At 73.5% G+C, this 18,514-nt stretch carries 10 protein-coding genes; 9 read left to right on the top strand and 1 reads right to left on the bottom strand.

Going from position 1 to position 18,514, the window contains the following annotated elements; translation table 11 throughout:
- The first annotated feature begins 7 nt into the window (after window positions 1-7).
- From OG896_RS36765 to OG896_RS36805, 9 genes are all read left to right on the top strand, one after another.
- Complete coding sequence (locus OG896_RS36765; RefSeq protein WP_329372371.1) at window positions 8-2,911, top strand: sugar-binding protein; 2,904 nt, start codon at window positions 8-10, stop codon at window positions 2,909-2,911.
- An 85-nt stretch (window positions 2,912-2,996) separates the two neighbouring features.
- Window positions 2,997-4,298: an enolase C-terminal domain-like protein gene (locus tag OG896_RS36770; RefSeq protein WP_329372374.1), complete on the top strand. Its 1,302-nt coding sequence runs from the start codon at window positions 2,997-2,999 to the stop codon at window positions 4,296-4,298.
- A gap of 58 nt (window positions 4,299-4,356) precedes the next feature.
- Window positions 4,357-5,703 (top strand): ABC transporter substrate-binding protein, encoded by a 1,347-nt coding sequence (locus OG896_RS36775; RefSeq protein ID WP_329372376.1) that lies wholly within the window; start codon window positions 4,357-4,359, stop codon window positions 5,701-5,703.
- A 38-nt stretch (window positions 5,704-5,741) separates the two neighbouring features.
- The gene (locus OG896_RS36780) at window positions 5,742-6,641 is read left to right on the top strand and encodes a carbohydrate ABC transporter permease (RefSeq protein ID WP_329372378.1); all 900 of its coding nucleotides are present in this window, start codon (window positions 5,742-5,744) and stop codon (window positions 6,639-6,641) included.
- A complete protein-coding gene (locus OG896_RS36785; RefSeq protein WP_329372380.1) occupies window positions 6,638-7,594 on the top strand; it encodes a carbohydrate ABC transporter permease in 957 nt (318 codons plus the stop codon). Before OG896_RS36780 ends, OG896_RS36785 begins: the two co-directional genes overlap by 4 nt.
- On the top strand, window positions 7,591-11,640 hold the full coding sequence (locus tag OG896_RS36790) for a fibronectin type III domain-containing protein (RefSeq protein ID WP_329372382.1): 4,050 nt from the start codon (window positions 7,591-7,593) through the stop codon (window positions 11,638-11,640). Before OG896_RS36785 ends, OG896_RS36790 begins: the two co-directional genes overlap by 4 nt.
- Complete coding sequence (locus OG896_RS36795) at window positions 11,634-12,554, top strand: NAD-dependent epimerase/dehydratase family protein (RefSeq protein WP_329372384.1); 921 nt, start codon at window positions 11,634-11,636, stop codon at window positions 12,552-12,554. Before OG896_RS36790 ends, OG896_RS36795 begins: the two co-directional genes overlap by 7 nt.
- Before the next feature lie 101 nt (window positions 12,555-12,655).
- The gene (locus tag OG896_RS36800; RefSeq protein ID WP_329372385.1) at window positions 12,656-13,489 is read left to right on the top strand and encodes an SDR family NAD(P)-dependent oxidoreductase; all 834 of its coding nucleotides are present in this window, start codon (window positions 12,656-12,658) and stop codon (window positions 13,487-13,489) included.
- 5 nt (window positions 13,490-13,494) lie between these two features.
- Entirely contained in the window at window positions 13,495-14,526 is a 1,032-nt protein-coding gene (locus tag OG896_RS36805) for a mannonate dehydratase (protein WP_329372387.1), read from the top strand.
- Between the two features lie 52 nt (window positions 14,527-14,578).
- Here OG896_RS36805 and OG896_RS36810 read toward each other — a convergent pair whose 3' ends face one another.
- The gene (locus tag OG896_RS36810) at window positions 14,579-18,457 is read right to left on the bottom strand and encodes a glycosyl hydrolase (protein ID WP_329372389.1); all 3,879 of its coding nucleotides are present in this window, start codon (window positions 18,455-18,457) and stop codon (window positions 14,579-14,581) included.
- Window positions 18,458-18,514 lie beyond the last annotated feature (57 nt).

Raw genomic sequence — 18,514 nt, forward strand, 5'->3', positions numbered from 1 at the left:
ACCGACCGTGACCGACAGCCACGCCAGATCCGACCGCACCACCCCGGCAGCGCCGGCCCCCGCAGAGATCTCCCGACGCAAGGTCATGGGCTACGGCGCCGCCACCGTGGCGGGCGCCGCGGCCGCCAGTGCCCTGGACTGGGGCCTCGCGCCGGCCGCCGGCGCCGCCACGCCCGAGGGCGCGGCCACGCCCGCCGCCGCGCTGCCGGTGGTCGCCGCCGCCTTCTCCGACCCGACCGGCCTCTACCCGGTGCAGGGCGACACCCCGGCCCGTCCCGCCCTCCAGGTCGTGTTCAACCCGACGGCGGCGCTCAGCGGTTCGGTGGCCTGGTCGGTGTCCGCCCGTACCGGGGCCGCGCTGCGCAGCGGGACCACCGCGTTCACCGCGCCGGCCGGCACCGAGACCACCACCAGCGTCGCGCTGGGCGCCCTGGACCCCGACTTCTACGCGGTCACCGTCACCGTCACCGACTCGGCGGCGAACCAGCTGCTCGCCCAGACCCTCGGCCTCGGCGTGATCCGCCCGACCGTCGCGGACCGCCGGCCCGACTCGCCGTTCGGGATGGGCATCCGGTCGGAGTCCTCGCCGGTCATCACCAAGCAGATCGCCCAGCGGATCGGCGTGAAGTGGACACGCGGCATCGTCGCCGTCCAACCGGACACCGTCTCGCCGTCGCCGGGCGTGTTCTGGGGGCAGGCCGAGATCGACGCCGCCCGCGCCGAGGTCCAGGAGTGGAACCGCTACGGCATCGAGGCCCTCGGCAGCATCAACTACAACATGTCGTGGAACGTCGAGCCGGGCCCGGACGGCAAGCCGGTGCTGCTCTACCAGAACCGGCCCAAGGACATGGCCGCGCACGCCGACATGGTCTACCACTCCATCGCGCCGATGCAGGACCTGGTGCAGAACTGGGAGCTGTGGAACGAGCCGTGGGTGCACGGCTGGACCTGGATGACCGGCGACGCCCAGGACTACCGCGACATGTGCAAGCTGATCTGGGACCGGGTCAAGCCGGACTTCCCGCAGGTCAACCTGATCGGCGGCGGATCGGTCACGTACAACCGCGACATCGTGTACGCGCGGGGCTCGAAGGACACCGGCTACATCGACGGCTCGGTGAACCACGCCTACGGCTACCCCGACCCCACCCAGTACGCGATGACCAAGACCCAGATCAAGATGGACCGGCGGTGGTCGCGCACCAAGGGCCGCGGCGGGCAGTGGCAGACCGAACTGGGCAACGCCGAGTTCAACTTCACCGACGTGCCGGCCGGCCAGGCGCCCTACGGGGTGGCCCGTACGGTGGCGCCGACGTACCTGCTGCACATGCTCGCCGGCGCCGAGGAGGGCTCGCCGGTCCGGGCCTTCTGGTTCTCGCTGTCCTACGACAAGCCGTACTCAGGCGACGACTTCGACATCTACGACATCGCGACCAGGACCCCCAAGCCCGCGGTGGTCGCCTACGCCACCATGACGGGCCTGCTGGAGGACGCCCGGATGGAGGGCGAGCTCTACCCGGACGCCAAGTCCACCTGGGGCTTCCTGTTCCGCGGCACCGACGGCAAGGGCCGGGCCGCCGTCTACTGCGACCAGCTCTTCGACGGCACCGAGGAGCACCAGAGCGCCGGCTGGAGCGGCACGCTCACCCTGGACGGCGCGCGTGGCATCCGCGTGTACGACTACCTCGGCCGCCGGCTCGCCGACGGCCGCTCCTCGCGCGTCACCCTCCCGCTGAACCCCTGGGAGGTCCTGTACTTCGACAGCGACCTGAGCCCCGCGGCGCTCAAGGCCGTACTGACCCGCGGCGCGCGCTTCGACTACAGCACCCCGGTGAAGGTCAGCCTGCTGTCCTTCACCAAGCCGCTGGACACCACCAGCGCCGTCGAGGTGCGGGTGGAGAACGTCTCGCCGCAGAAGCTGGGCGCGCGGGTGCGGATCACCCCGCCGTCCGGCTGGCGGCTGGCGGCACCGGTGTCACCGGTGGTCGAACTCGCGCCCGGGCAGGCGAAGACGCTGTCCTTCCCCGTCACGGCGTTCCAGGTCGACAGCCGGAACGCGTACACCGTCGGCTACGAGGTGACGGTGCCGCAGCGGCCCGGCCTGCGCCAGACCGGCACCCAGGACGTCCAGGTCGCCTACCTGCCGTTCCGGTCGATCACCGTCGGCGGCAGCGCCAGCCAGTGGAACGGCGTCCTGCCGGTGACGATGACCAGCACCACCGCGGCCGGCGACACCAAGAAGTACGCGTTCCAGGCCGCCTGGGACCACAGCTTCCTGTACGTCAGGGCCGTCGTCGAGGACGACGTCCAGCTGTCCAACGCGCCCTTCCCGGCCAACGAGTACCTCTTCCCGTTCAAGGCGGACAGCATCCAGCTGGCCTTCGACGCGCTGGCGGACAAGACCGAGGACCTGCTCGCGGGCGACGCGCACTACGAGAAGTGCCTGCGGTCGATCTCCCACCTGTACGTGGCGACCCTGGCCACCGGCGGCGTCTCGGAACTGCACCGCCAGCTCGCGCCCGGCACCAACTACCAGACCTACTACCCGACCAACGCGGTGCTCCCGACCCCGCTGGGCCCGCTCGACGCCAAGCCCGACAGCGGCGCCGAGGGCCGGGTGCTGGTCTCCCGGGACGACACGGGCAAGCAGACCCGGTACGAGGTCGCGCTCGCCTGGAGCCAGCTGCCCGAACTGGCCGCCGCGGTAAGGGCCGCGCGCCCCGGCACCGTCACCCCGGCGACGTTCGCGGTCCAGGTGACCGACGCGGGCACCGGCGGCCACGGCGCCACCTACTCGACCACCACCGCGGAGCCCCCGACCTCGGGCTGCTACAACTTCGCGCCGTTCTGGGGCACCGGCGCCCAGTTCGCCGGCGGGCGCGTGGACACCCGCTGGGGCATCGGCCGCTGAGCCGCACCCCCGACGCGACACCGCACCCCGCCGCCTCCCCAGGCCGGCACCTTCCGACAGCACCTCCAGAACCAGGAGCCTTCCCGTGAGCGACCACGCAGCCGATGCCGGCGCACTCCCGCCGGCGCCCGAGCCGGTCGAGCCGCCGTGGGCACAGCCGTCCGGCGTCCGCATCACCGGCGTCCGGACGATCCTGACCGCGCCGGCCGGCACCACGCTCGTCGTGGTCCGCGTCGACACCAGCGAGCCCGGCCTGTACGGACTCGGCTGCGCCACCTTCACCCAGCGCGCGGCGGCCGTGGCCACCGCCGTCGACGAGTACCTGGCCCCGCAGCTCATCGGCCGCGACCCGGCCGACATCACCGACATCGCGTCGACCCTGCACGTGAGCGGCTACTGGCGGTCCGGGCCGGTGCTCAACAACGCGCTGTCCGGGGTGGACATGGCGCTGTGGGACATCAAGGGCAAGCAGGCCGGGCTGCCGGTGTGGCAGCTGCTCGGCGGCCGCTGCCGTACCGCGGTGCCGCTGTACGCGCACGCCGCCGGACGGGACCCGCAGGAGGTCACCGACGAGGTGCTGGCGCTGATGGCGGAGGGCTACCGGCACGTGCGCTGCCAGGTCGCGGTGCCGGGCGCGGGCACCTACGGGGCGCCGGCCGCCGCCGCGGCGGCCGGCGCCCACCGCCCGCTCACCGCCGACGCCTGGGACCCGGCGGCCTACCGGCGCACGGTCCGCGGGCTGTTCGCGCACCTGCGCGAGCACGCCGGCCCCGAGGTCGAGCTGATCCACGACGTGCACGAGCGGGTGCACCCCACCGACGCCGTGCGGATCGCGGCGGACCTGGAACCGTACGACCTGTTCTACCTGGAGGACCCGGTCGCGCCGGAGGACATCGAGTGGCTGCGGATACTGCGCGGCCGGTCGGTGACGCCGATCGCGATCGGCGAGCTGTTCACCAACCCCGCGGAGTACCGCCCGGTCGTCCAGGAGCGGCTGTGCGACTTCATCCGCGTGCACGTCTCGGCCATCGGCGGCATCACCCCCGCCTGGCGGCTGGCGAACGCCTGCGAGCTGTTCGGCGTGCGCACCGCCTGGCACGGGCCGGGCGACGTCTCGCCGATCGGGCACGCCGCCAACCTCGCGCTCGACATGGCCGCGCCCAACTTCGGCATCCAGGAGCAGCACCTGTTCGGCGCCGCCGCGCGGGAGGTGTTCCCCGGGTGCCCCGAGATCCGCGACGGGCACCTGTGGCCGAGCGACCGGCCGGGGCTCGGCGTCGACCTCGACGAGCGACTGGCCGCGAAGTACCCGCCGCGGCCCGCCGCGCTGCCCGGCCAGGCGTGGAAGCCGCCGCGGCGGGCCGACGGCGCCCTCCAGCGCCCCTGACCCGGACGTCCGTCACTCTTGCCGGTCACCCCCGTACCTCTTCCAAGGAGCCACCCTCATGAGACCCCGCATCACCGTCACCCTGCTCGCGGCGACCGCGTGCCTGTCCATCGGCCTCACCGGCTGCAGTTCCTCCTCGTCCGGCGGCGGTGGCGCGAAGACCACGCTGACGGTGGCCGAGTGGACCAACCCCGGTGCCATCCAGTTCACCGAGGAGCTGAACGCCAAGTTCGAGAAGGCCCACCCGGGGGTGAAGGTCAAGATCCAGCAGGCGCCGACCGCCAACGGCGCCTGGGGCCAGCTGTGGAACAGCCTGCTGCAGTCCAAGTCCGTCGACGTGCTGGGCCTGGCCGCGCCGACCCAGGCGGGCTTCGCCCCCAGCTACACCAGCCTCAAGCCCGCCGGAGCCGCCGCGCTCATCCAGGCCGGGCAGCTGGTGGACCTGAAGAACCAGCCGTTCATGAAGAACTACAGCGCCACCGACCAGGCCGCCGCGGTCGGGCACAACGGCGGCGTCTACGGCGTGATGGCCGCGCAGTACGCCGCGGCCGGGGCGATCTGGTACAAGAAGGACCTGCTCGCGAAGTACGGCATGACCGTGCCGACGACGTTCCAGGAGTTCGTCGACGACTGCGCGAAGCTCAAGAAGAAGGGCATCACCCCGATCTTCGTGTCCGGCAAGGACGGCATGCAGGGCGGCGTGTGGCAGGGCGTCGAGAACCAGATGCTCATGCAGGGCAAGCCCGCGTCGGACTCGGTGAAGGTCTCCAACGACCGCGCCGACGCGTTCTGGAAGGGCACCCAGTCCTGGACCGACCCGGTCTACAAGGAGTCCTCCGCGCGCTACGAGCAGGTCATGAAGTACATCGAGCCGAACGCGTCGGGCGTCGCCCAGCTGACCGCGCCCGGCGTCTGGGCGGCGCGCGCCGGCGACTACCCCTTCCTGCTGGACGGTTCCTGGGACGGGGCGGTCATCCAGAAGGCCAACCCCAACCTCAAGCTCGGGTTCTTCACCATGCCGGGCACCGACACCGCCTCGGCCAACCGCGTGTCGCTGCGCCCGGACCTCACCTGGATGGTCCCGACCAGCGCGAAGCACAAGGACCTGGCCATGGAGTGGCTGTCGATGTTCTCCCAGCCGGAGAACTACCAGGAGTGGCTGAAGCTGACCGGTTCGGTCTCCACCCAGCCGGCGGTGAAGAACACCGGCCTGGACTGGACGGACTGGCTCAACAGCCACATGGACGGCGCGTTCCAGCAGCTCGCCAACCCCTGGGTGCCCGCGGGCGCCCCCCTGGACGCGGCCGGCCCGGACTTCTACAAGCTGAAGCCGATCGGCAGCGACAGCGTCGACACCATCCTCAACCGCTCGGCCGACGCGTACCGCAAGTCGGTCAAGGGCTGACGCCCGACCCTGAGCACAACTGAGAGAGGAGGCGCGGCGTGGCACGCTGTCCCTTCGGAACCCAACGGACGCGGCGGTTCATCCCCTGGGCCAGCATCGCGATACCGGGAGCCGGTTGGCTGCTGTTCGGGCTCTACCCGTCACTGGCCACCATCATCTACTCGTTCACCCGCTACTCCGGACTCCCCGGCACGCCGCTCAACTTCTGCGGGATGTGCAACTACCACACGGCCTTCACCTCGCTGCTGCCGCAGCTGTGGAGCGCGGTACGGGTCACGCTGATCTACGTGGTCGGCGTGACCGTGCTGCAGAACGTGATCGGCCTGGGCCTTGCCATGCTGCTGAACCGGGGCGGTCGCTCGTACACGTTCTACCGTGCGCTGATCTTCATGCCGCAGATCTTCTCGGTCACGGTGGTCGGCGCGGTCTTCTCGCTCATGCTCGACCCCTACTCGGGTCCGGCGGAGAAGCTCGTGCACGGCCTGTTCGGCATCAACTCCGCTTTCCTCGGGTCGAGTTCGCTGGCGCTGCCGCTGGTGATGCTGGTGAACGTGTGGATGTTCTCCGGGTACTCGATGCTCATCTACATCGCCGGGCTGCGGAACATCCCGCGCTCGGTGTACGAGGCCGCGGCCATGGACGGCGCCGGGCGCTTCCGGGTGTTCCGGCACGTGACGTGGCCGCTGCTGGCCTCGGCCACCACCGTCAACGTCTTCCTCACCACCATGGCCACGCTGGGCGAGTACGCCCTGGTGCTGGTCCTGACCGGTGGCAACTTCGGCACCAAGACCCTGGGGCTGTACATGTTCCAAGCCGCCTTCGGCAGCGACAGCCAGCTCGGCTACGGCTCGATGCTGGCGATGCTCCAGTTCGTGCTGACGATCGTGATCGGCGGCGGCCTGCTGTACGTGCTGCGCCGGCGGGAGGTGGCGCTGTGACGACGCTCCAGGTGTCCCAGGCACCCGAGGCCCCCGACGCTCCGCGCACCCCCTCCCCGTCGCTGCGCGGGCTGCTGTCCCGGCAGCGGACCAAGTCGGCGGGGGTGAACCTGCTCTGCTTCGCCATCGCCGCCGGGCTGTTCGCCCTTCCGCTGGTGTACGTCCTGCTCCAGGCGTTCAAGACGTACACCGGCTTCCTGCAGAACCCCACCGGCACCCCCCACCCGTGGACCACCGAGAGCTTCTCGGCGGCCTGGCACCAGGGGCACTTCGGCCGGGAGATGGTCAACAGCCTGGTCTACGCGGCCGTCCCCGACGCCATCACGCTCATCCTCGGCGTCTTCCTCGCCTTCCCCATCTCCCGCGGCTACTTCAAGTACTCCAACGGGCTCTACACGTTCTTCATCTTCTCCGGCTTCCTGCCCGGCGGCCTGATCCCGCTGTTCATCGAGGCCCGCACCCTGCACCTGTACAACAGCATGGCCGGCTACCTGATCCTGACCAGCCTGTCCGGCGCCGGGTTCTTCTTCTTCGTCGGCTACATCAAGGGCATCCCGCGCGAGATCGACGAGGCGGCGGCGCTGGACGGCTGCGGCTACATCCGGTTCATCTTCACGATCATCATGCCGCAGATGAAACCGGCCCTGGCCACCTTCGGGATCTTCGGCTTCGTGCACGCCTGGAACAACCTGATCCTGCCGCTGGTGATGCTCTCCGACTCCGCGCTGTGGCCGGTCACCCGCGGGCTCTACTCGTTCTTCGGCGAGTACTCGCAGAACTGGCCGCTCATCGCGGCCGGCACCTTCATCGTGGCCGCGCCGATCATGCTGCTGTTCATCCTGCTCCAGCGCTACCTCGTCGAAGGCGTCGCGGGTGGTGCGTCGTTCGGCACCCAGGGCGTCGCGCCCGGCGCGTCCGGCGCCGGGGGCGCCGAGATGGGAGGCGGCGCGTGACGGCCCCCGTCACCGACTGGCCGGCCGGCGGCTCGGAAGTGCGGTTCCTGCTCCACGACCCGCTCGCCCACCCGGAGTTCGCCTGGCCCCGGACCCTGCTGCACTATCCGGTGCGGTGGGCGGCGCCCGCGGTGCGCGCCGACGCGCTCCGGCTGCTCGACGAGAACGGCACGCCGGTGCCTTTCCAGCTGGCGGAGGTCACCGGGGCGGGCCCCGCGGCCGGGGGCGCCGACGCGCCCCTGGCCGCGGCCACCGTCTGCTTCTTCGCCGACCTCGCGCCCGGCGCGCGCCACGCGTTCACCCTGCGGGCGGACGCGACGGCGCCGGCGGCCGGACCCGACCGGCCGGTCACCGTCACCCCGGCCGAGGACGGCGACGGCATCGTGGTGGACGCCGGCCCCCTGCGGGTGCTGCTGCCCCCGGCCGGCCGGTACGCCGGCCCGGACCTGCCCGGCCCGATCCGCCGGCTCGACCGCGGGCAGGGCTGGGTGGGCGACTCGGTGCTGCATCCCGGCGCCGAGCGCCTCGCACACCTCGACGTCCACCAGGTGGAGCACGGCCCGCTGTTCGCCACCCACCGGCTGGACTACCGCTTCACCGGCGGCGCGCGGTACACCGCGACCGTACGCGTCCTGCACGGCTGCGACTTCGTCGAACTCGCCGAGGAGGCCACCGGGTTCGACACGGAGGGCGCCGCGTGGGAACTCCACTGGGAGGGCTGCGCGCCCACCCACCGGTTCTCCTCGGCCTGGCCGTTCTCGCAGGACCCGCGCGACCACGCCGACCCCGGGTCGCCGGAGGTCTACCACTGGCTCGGCATCGACGAGCCGATCGTGGTCGGCGACAGCGGCGAGGACCCGTCGTTCTCCGGACCGGGCGGCCGGGAGCGGCCGCGGGAGCGGATGGCCTTCACCGTCGGCCCCTACGCGCCCAGCTACGCCTGGGGCGTCCGGCCGCACGCGACGTTCTGGGACCGGGCCGGCGGCGACGCGATGGGCGTGTTCATCCGCGACCACGCCCGCTGGGAGGACCACGAGTACGCCGGCTGGGCCTGCGCGGACACCCTCCAGATCCGCTTCCGCCACGACGGGGTGCTGCACTGGACCTGGCCGCTGCGCACCGGCACCCGCACCACCGGCATCGCCTTCTACCACCACGCACGCGACCTGGACGTGCTGCGCGGCCAGCGGGCGATGACGTACCAGTCCACCTACGTGCGCCACCTGCACCACTGGCAGGGCACCCTCAGCCTCGACCGGGTCAAGGACTGGCGCCTGACCTACCACGGCAAGCGCCCCGAACGCCTCTGCACGGAAGGCGAGTTCGACACCCCCGAGCAGTTCGTGGACGCGCTGCTGTACGGCAGCGAGGGCCCGCGGCTGATCGCGAACGGCGTGAACGAACTCGCCGGCTACCTCAACATCGGCCAACGCCCGCTCTACGACCGGCTGCTGGACGGCTACGACCGGTTCGCCGACCGGCTCGACACCGAGCAGCGCGCACGCGTCGACGCCCTGCTGCTGCTGACCGGGTACGTCTCGGCGGGCGAGGAGATCGGCCCGCTGCGGCGGATGATGGGCGGGCACCCCAACTTCCTCGCCGACGGCAAGGCCGCGCTGGCCTGCCTGGCGTGGCTCTTCCCCGAGCACGAGGCCGCGGGGGAGTGGCTGGACCAGTTCGAGAAGTTCTGCGAGCTGTCCGGCGTCTTCCACACCCGCCCGGCCCTGCCCTCCCGGCACGCCCGCCCCGGCCGCTGGACCGAGAGCCTGTCCACGTACGTCTGGGCCTTCCTGCGGCCCGCCGCCCAGGGCAACTTCCTGGGCCGGCGGGCCGACGGGCGCAACCGGATGGCCACCCCGGAGTTCGCCGCCCTCGGCGACTGGCTGGTCCACGCGCTCAGCGCGCCGATCGACGTCACCGGGACCGGCGAGCTGCGCCGGCTGCATCCCGCGCAGGGGGCGCACGCGTACTGGCCGCGCCGCCCTCCCATCGAGATGCGGCTGCTCGGCGAGGCGCTGCACCGCTACCGCCCGCTGGTCGCCGAGCACCTGATGTGGGGCAGCGACCCCACCGCCCGGCGGCTGGACAGCCCGCCGGACGCACCCGACCCGTGGCACGTCACGGTCCGCTCGGCGGGCGAGCGCGGCACCAACCCGCGGCTGCGCAGCGCGAAGTACACCGGGTACGGCGTCACGCTGCGCGCCGGCGTGGACCGCCCGGACGAGGTCGCGGTCTTCCTCCAGCAGGTCGACCGCGGGCCCAACTACCGCTGGGGGATCGCCGACGACAACGGCAACGGCCACCTCTACTACTACGCCGCCGGCCGCTCCTACAGCGGCCACGGCCCCGAGGACGCCGGCGACCGCCGGGTGCCCGACGCGACCTTCGCCACCTCCTGCGCGGTGTGGAAGGACGGCGCCTTCCGCGGGATCGGCAACCACACGCTGGACCGGCCGATGTACGACCTCGGCGGCGCGCAGTACGCCGAGATCACCTCCAACCCCGGCAGCCCGATCGGCGAGCTCTACCTCGGCCGCAGCGTCCTGCTGGTCGGCGGCGACTACCTGGTCAGCTACGACGCCTTCGCGCCCGGCCAGCGGATGGTGTGGACGTGGTCGGTGCCGACCGCGGCCAACGGCCGTGACGCCAACAGCTACGGCCACCTCGCCGACGCGATGCCGTTCATCCATGTGGTGCGCGGGGTGCGCGAGGACGGCGCGCTCGACGGCACGTTCGCCACCGACGGCACCCGCGGGGTGCGGCTGGAGGGCAGGGCCGACGGGTCGAACGGCAACACGCTCGCCGTCGTCAGCCACCGCGACGACCTGACCGTGGCCCCCGCGAGCAGCACCCCGTGGGGCGCGAAGGTCCGCACCCCGCACAGCGTCGACCACGTCTTCCGCCACCAGGCGGCGACGCACTACGAACCGAAGGCGGTCGACTTCGCCGGCGAGGGGCTGCGCTTCACCGGCACCGCCGGCGTGATCCGGCTGTTCGACGACGGCAGCCGCGAACTGGCGCTCTTCCACGGCAGCGCCGTCGGCACCGCGGACGTGCTGCTGACCACCGAGGACCAGGACCTGGGCATCAGCCTGCGCTACCGCGACCCCCGCGAGTTCCGCGGCAGCTACGACGCGCCCGGCGACAGCGCGGTCACCTTGCACCTGCTCGGCGGGCTCCCCGCCGGGGCCGCGTTCCACGTCGACGGCGCGGAACTGGCCCCGCTCGCGTCCTCGCGCGACGGCATCCTGCGGGTCGCGCTGCCCGCCGGCCGGCACCAGTGGGAGCTGACCGCCCGGCGGCCCGAGCCGATGCCGCCGCGGATCGTGCGGACCACGACCGTCCCCGGAGGCGCGGTGGTGCACTTCGCGCCGGTCGCGGGCGCGGACACGTATCTGCTCGAAGTCAGCGAGGACGGCGGCACGACCTGGACGGCGGCCGGGCACACCGCCACCGGCCCGGGCGCGCTGGCCGGGCTGGCCGACGGCACCAAGTACCACGTCCGGGTCACCGCCCGGAACGCCGACCGCAGCGGCGCCCCGGGCGCCGACTACCCGCTGCACGCCACCAGCCGGGCCCCCGACCCGCCGGACGGCCTGACGCTCCGGCTCGGCGCCGGCACGGTCACCGCCACCTGGGGCGAGGTGCTCGGCGCGGCCCGCTACCGGCTCTACCGGCGCCGCAGGGGCGACACCGGCTTCCGGGAGGTCTTCGCCGGCCTGGCCTTCGAGTTCGTCGACCAGGTGCCCGGGACGGTGCCGGCCACCGGCGACCCGGGCGAGGCCCCACCCGGTGACACGCCGGTCCACGAATACGCGGTCGCGGCCGAGAACGGCAACGGCCTCGGCCCCATGTCGCCGACCACGGACACCGATCCCCGCAGCTGGCGGCACTGGTACCCGCCGGTGGAGCTCGCCTTCCGGCGCCACCACAGCTACCTCCGGCCGCCGTACCTGCCCGCCTCGGCGACCCCGGCGCCGTACGACGAGCAGCGGCCGCCGGCCCGGCTGCCGGACGCCGCCGACCCGGTGGAGCAGGCGTGGTGACCCGGCAGCGGGTCCTGGTCACCGGCGCGGCCGGCCGGATCGGGCGGGCGCTGCGCCCCCGGCTGGCCCGGCCCGGCCGCGTCCTGCGGCTGCTGGACATCGCGGAGATCGCGCCGCCGGAAGCCGGCGAGGACGTGGAGGTCGTCCGCGCCTCCTTCACCGACCCCGAGGCGATCGACGCCGCCTGCCGGGCCGTCGACGCGGTGGTGCACCTGGGCGGGCTCGCCGGGGAGGAACCCTGGGAGCGGATCAGGGAGGTCAACATCGACGGCACGCAACGCGTGCTGGAAGCCGCCTGCCGCCACGGCGTGCCGCGGGTGGTGCTCGCCTCCAGCATCCATGCCGTCGGGTTCCGCACCCGCGACGACCCGGCCCGGCGCGGCGATGCCGGCGGTGCCGGTGACGTCGGTGATGCCGTCTGCTTCGGCGCGGGCGGTCACGCCGCCGCCGCGCGCGGGCCGCAAGCCCGCGCCGACCTGCCCGCGGACATCACGCCGCGCCCGGACACGTACTACGGCGTGGGGAAGGCCGCGCTGGAGGCGCTCGGCGCGCTGCACCACAGCAGGTACGGAGTCGACGTCTCCTGCCTGCGGATCGGGGCGTTCCGGCCGGTGCCGCGCGCGCCGGAGGACCTGGCGGTGTGGCTGTCGCCGGACGACGCGGCCCGGCTGGTCGAGTCCTGCCTGCGGGCGGAGCCGGCCGGTTACCGGGTGCTGTGGGGCATCTCCCGCAACACCCGCCGGTGGTGGTCCCTGTCGGAAGGGGAGGCGATCGGCTACCGACCCCGGGACGACGCCGAGGACCATCTGGCCGCCGTCCTGGACTCCGGAGCGTTCGGCCCGGCGGACCTCGATCCGTCGGCGGCCCGCAACTTCCGGGTCGGTGGCAACTTCTGCACCATGCCGCTCGGTTGAGGGCAGAAGGATCGGTCGTGGGGCTGTACGGGCCGTCCGGGTGGCGAACAACGTTGTCATCAGGGGCACTTGGCCGGGAATCTGACTGGGAGAGGGAACGCATGGGTGAGGAACACGCCGGTCGTGTCGCGCTGGTGACCGGGGGATCGAGCGGCATCGGTCGGGCCGCCGCGGAGTTGCTGGCCGCGTCCGGCGCCGCGGTGGCGGTCAGCGCCCTGGACGCGGCGGGCACGCACGAGACCGTCGAGGCGATCACTGTGGCCGGCGGCCGGGCGGTGCCGCTCGTCGCCGACGTCTGCGACCCCGCCGCGGTCGCCGAGGCGGTGCGGCGGACCGTGCACGCCTTCGGCGGCCTGGACGTCCTGGTGACGTCGGCGGGCATCCAGCGGTACGGCACCGTGGCCGACACCGACGACAAGACCTGGGACGAGGTGTTCGCGGTCAACGTCAAGGGGGTGTTCCTGGCCGCGCGCGCCGCGCTGCCGCACCTGCGGCGCAGCGCCGCGGGCGGCGCGGTGGTGGTGGTGTCCTCGGTGCAGGGACGCGCCACGCAGTCCAACGTCGCCGCGTACGCGGCGGCCAAGGGCGCGCTCAACGCGCTGGTGCGCTCGATGGCCGTGGACGAGGCCCCGAACGGGGTGCGGGTCAACGCGGTCTGCCCCGGCTCCGTCGACACCCCGATGCTGCGGCGCTCGGCCGAGCTGTTCACCGACGGCAGCACGGGCGCGGTGAGCCGGCTGCTCGACGACTGGGGCCGCGACCATCCGCTCGGCCGGATCGCGCGGCCGCGGGAGGTCGCCGAGGTGATCGCGTTCCTGGCCGGCGCCCGCGCCGCGTTCGTCACCGGCGTGGACGTGCCCGTGGACGGCGGGCTGCTGGCCAAGCTCGCCGTCGCCCTGCCGCGGGACACCGCCGGACCCGCCATGGGAGGCTGACCGTCATGGTGATGCGTATCGCGCTCGGGCACATAGACGCCTACGACGACCGGATCGGCACCTTCGCGCGCCAACTGGGCCTCGGCAGCCTCCAGTTCCACGCGCCGAAGGACCTGCCCGGCACCGACGGACACTGGAGTACCGCCGAACTCGCCGCCCTGCGCGGCCGATGCGAGGAGGCGGGGCTGCGGATCGAGGGGCTGGAGAACGTGCCCGCCGCTCACTTCTTCAAGATCCAGCGCGGGCTGCCGGGCCGGGACGAGCAGATCGAGGGCTTCTGCCGGACCCTGCGCAACATGGCCGCGACCGGCTACGACCTGCTCGGCTACAACTGGCTGCCGACCTACGTGTGGCGCACCACGATGGACGCCCCCGGCCGCGGCGGCGCCGCCGTGACCGGCTTCGACCTCGACCTGGCCCCGGCCGGAAACGCCCTGGCCGGCTACAAGCTCACCCCCGAGGAGCCGATCACCGAGCCGATCACCGCCGAGCAGTCCTGGGCCCACCACCAGTACTTCCTGGACGCGGTCCTGCCGGTCGCCGAGGCCGAGGGCGTACGGCTCGCCCTGCACCCCGACGACCCGCCGGTCGACGAGCCGCTGGGCGGCGCTACCCGCATCTTCACCTCGCCCGCGGCGCTCGCCGAGGCGTGGCGGCGCAGCGGCGGCAGCCCCGCCTGGGGGCTGGACCTGTGCCTGGGCACCGTCTCGGAGATGGCCGGCCAGGCAGCCGCCGAGGAGATCATCCGCGCGATGGGCCCGGCCGGCAAGATCTTCTACGTCCACTTCCGGGATGTGCAGGGCACCGTCCCCCGCTTCGCGGAGTGCTTCCTCGGCGAGGGCAACCTGGACGTCCCCGGGGTCTTCGGCCTGCTGGACGAGGTCGGCTTCGACGGGTTCGTGATCGACGACCACGTCCCCGCCCTGGTCGGCGACCCCGGCACCTGGGCGGACACCTCCGCGGACGCGTACATCAGCCGCGGCCGGTCGTACGCGATCGGCTACCTCCAGGGGGTGCTGGACGCCGTCCGGCGGTGAGCCCGCGGGGAACGCGGGTCCGGGCGCCGGACCACCCGGACCGCCGGTCGGGTCATCCGGTGGTGACGGCGGCCCGGCCGTACGGCGTGAGGACCACCGGGCCGAGCAGGCCGTTGCCGGTGCGGGTCCGGCCGCTCGCGCCGGTGCCGGGGGCGACCCGGACGGCGTTGACCAGCGGGGTGGCGACCTGCACGGTGATGGTGTTGTCCCCGCTCCTCAGCGCGTCGCCGAGGTCGATCCGGGACGGGTCGGCGAAGTCCACCGGTGGCAGCGCCGTGCCGTTGACGGTGACCTCGGCGGTGTCGGTGACGCGGCCGAGGTCGAGGAAGGCGTGCCGGCCGCCGGTCCAACCCGGCGGCAGGGTCAGGTGGGTGGTGTAGTCGGCGGTGCCGGCGACGTCCTGGAGGTCGACGGGGTAGCCGGCGGCCTTGGTGACGGCGGTCCAGACGGGCAGCGCGCCGGTGCCCGGGTCGGCGCTGACGGCGATCGGGCCGATCGTGGTGTGGGCGGTGTCGCCGGGCGCGCCGCTCCGGCCCGGGGTCCAACTGTCCACGGTCAGCTGCCAGTTCGCGAGGGTGGCGGCTGCCGGCACGTCGGTGATGGCGGTGCCGGCCGTACGGCCGTCGGACAGCGTGGTGCGGAACGTGCCCGGGTGGCTCGACTCGATCGCCAGGCCCCCGCCGGCGTCGAAGACCGCCCGGTCGGCGGTCGTGGCGGTGGCGGAGACCGGGCCGGGACCGGTGCCGAACTTCCCGGTGTCGGTGCTCACGGCGACCACCGTGGCGTCGTGGGCGCCGAGCCGCACGTCGAGCGTGACCGCGCCGCCGGACGCGGTGTACTGGGCGAGCGGGGTGACGGCCCCGGTCCACGTGTCCAGCGCGTAGGGCGTCCCCTTGCCGGTGAGGGTGAGGCGCTGGTCCACCGCCCGGGCCGAGTTGTTGTACAGGTAGTAGTACTGCGTGGCGCCGTCGTCGCGGCGGACGTCCAGGAGGGCGCCGCTGGTGGGGTCGCCGGTGTGCGCGGCGGCCGGGGTGATGCCCAGGCGCGCCAGCGCGGCGGGCACGGCCGCCTCCGCATCCACCCGCACCACATGGTGCCCGGCCGCCTTCGCCGTCGCGCCGTCCTCGCCGGCCAGGGCGTAGAGGGCGTCCCAGTCCGCCTGGACGCTCCGGTCGGCCGGGCCCGCGTCGTATCCGGGGGTGGCCATCGCCGCCGGCGCGGCCGGGCCGATGACGACCACGGGCAGGCCCGCCCGGGCGAGCGCGAGGATCTGGGCGGCGTCGGCGGCCTTCAGCGACCGGGGGTCGTCGAGGACCAGGGCGTGGTAGTCCGACGCCCCGGGGAAGAGCACGCCGTCGGGGTAGTCCTTCGACGCGTCGGTGAGGAAGGCGGAGTCCGCGTAGCCGTAGGTGTAGCCGGCCGCCGCCATCGCCGAGGTGTTCTTGACGACGCTCGCCGGGTCGTCGTACGCCTGACCCGCCAGCCCCACGTTCTGGTAGTAGACGCCGACGTCGTAACTGGGCCTGCCCTGGCGCAGCACCAGTGACATGCGGGCGATGTCGTCGTTGAGCGCCCTGGCGTCGCGCCACTGCGGCATCCGCGGGCCCCACGCCTCGGAGAAGCTGGTGTTGCCGCCGTAGCTGAAGCCGGGCCAGACCGACCCGGCGCCCGAGCCGGCCGGGGCGGTCGGGTAGGGCATGCCGTGCCAGACGATCTGGTTGTCGCCGCCGGCCATGTCGACGTAGACCTCGCTGGTGAGGTTCTGCGCGGCGGTGGTGGCCCAGACCTGCGTCTTGATCGCGCAGCACTCGCCGGACACGATGGTCGCGCCGGTCCGGTCGGCGCCCGCCGCGATGACCTTGAAGTCCTGGTCGGGGTTCTTGCCGTTGAACTCGAAGCCCTCGCCCTCGGGGATGCCGACGTGCGTGCCGGCCTCGGCGGCGTCGATCGGGGCGCCGTACGCCTGCGCCCTGACGGTCAGGCCGTTGGCCTCGGCCCAGCTCTCCAGCGCGGTCAGGTAGCGGTTGCCGTACAGGTCGCTGAAGGTCTGTTCGTAGTCCCTGACCATGCGGGCGCTCTGGCCGTCGCTGTAGGTGAACGCGACCGGGTGGCCGCTCACCCGGCGGGCGTCGAAGCCGGCCAGCGCGGGCAGCGCCTGGTCGACGGAGTAGCCGCGCGACTGCCGGAACCGGTCGGGGAAGTCCCAGGTCCAGGTGAGCTCGTCGGACAGCTCCAGCGAGTCCTCGAAGATCGCCGGGGTGCCGGCGGTGCGGGCGGTCCGCGCGATGGCGTCCTTGACCGCCGGGTCGGCGAGGATGTTCCGGTCCCAGAAGCCGGTGAGGGCGGTCGCGCCGTCCGCCGACAGGTGGTCCAGGACGTACGCGGAACCGGTCGGCGAGACGTTGGTCGCCGCCTGGCCGTCGGCGGTCTGGTAGAAGTCCAGCACCACCCACGGATGGCCGTTGCCGCGCGGGAACGTGTAGCTCAACCCGCCCCGGGCGTCGAGCTTCCCGGTGACGTCGGTCACCGAGGAGCGGTCCAGGGAGACCGGCGCGGTGGAGGCGTCGCAGGCGGTGGCGCACTGCGCGACCTCGACCGCGACGAGTTCCTCGGCGGCGGTGTCCACCGCCCGCTCGCCGACGGCGTGCGCGGTTCCCACCGGGGTGACCGTGACGCCGGTGCCGGGCGCGACGATCCGCTCGCCCGCCGCGTGGGCGTGCGCCAGGGCGGTGGTGAAGGTGAGGTCCTGCCCGGCGTCGCTCACCGCGGCGCCGGGCGGGTGCGCGGCGCCCAGCGCGGTGCGGACGGTGACCTGCCTGGTGGCCGGGTCGACGGCCGACACCCGCGCGGACTCGACGGCGGCGCCCGGGTCCACGGTGAGGGTGTCGCCGGCCTCGATCCCGGCGACGGAGGACAGCACGAGCGTGGTCGCGCCGGCGCTGGTGGCGGTCGACAGCGTGGTGCCGCCGGCCGCGCTGCCCGCTGATCTGATCGTCGCGGTGTCCTGGTCGGCGCCCGACCCGATCGTCACGGTCACGCCCGCGACCAGGTTGGTGTCGGTGGTCGCCGTCACCACCCGGGTCGCGCCCGCACCGGTGGCGCCGGCGAGGGTGGTGCACGGGGAGGAGGTGCCCACCTTCCGCACGGTCACCACGTCGGTGGCGGTGTCCGTCCCGGTGGCGCCGGCCGGGCCGAGCGCGATCCGGTCCCCGACGGCGAGGTTGCGCGTGGAGTCGAGCAGGACCGTGCCGGCGCCCGCGGCGACCCGGCCGCACAGCGTCCTGGTCACCGACGGCGGCGGCACGAGCGTGGCCGGCAGGGCGCCCGCGCGGGTGCTGCCGGGCGCGTCGAACTCCCGCCCGTAGAGGACCTGCTGGGCCACCTGCGGCTGGTTGAAGCTGTCGACGCTCGGCACGGTCGGCGGCCACCTCGGGCCGGCGGCGAGGTCCAGGATCAGCCCGTCCTTCACCGCCTCCGCCTCCATCACCCGCACCCGGTGCGACCACAGGGCAGTGCCGTAGCCGTACGTCGACAGGTACGGCTCGCTGCTGTGCAGGGTGCTTCCGGGGGCGTTGGGGGCCGGGAAGGCCGTCACCTCCGCGCCGCCGGCGCCGGCCGCGGCGATCTGCCCGAGCTGGGACCGCAGTTCGGCGTCCGACTCGTCGGCGACCGGCAGCCACCAGCGGTACTTCGGCCGGTCCACCGCCGGCGGGTCCGCGAACGAGGCGGCGGTGAGCACGGGGTTGGGCTCCTTCACCCGGGGCGCGGCACCGGCCGTGGCGGCGCCCTCGCCCGTAGCCGTGGCGGTAGCCGTGGCCGTGGCCGTGGCCGTGCTCGCCGTCGTCGCGGAGGCGAGCAGCGCGGCCGCCATGGCCAGTGCCGCCCAGGAACCGCGCCGGGTCCGGTGCCCGCTGCCTCGTGGTCTGGTCACTGCGCCTCCGGACGTGTGGACGCGATCCGGACCGACCGACGTCAGAACGCCCTTTGT

Source organism: Streptomyces sp. NBC_00669 (assembly GCF_036226785.1).
Taxonomy (GTDB): domain Bacteria; phylum Actinomycetota; class Actinomycetes; order Streptomycetales; family Streptomycetaceae; genus Actinacidiphila.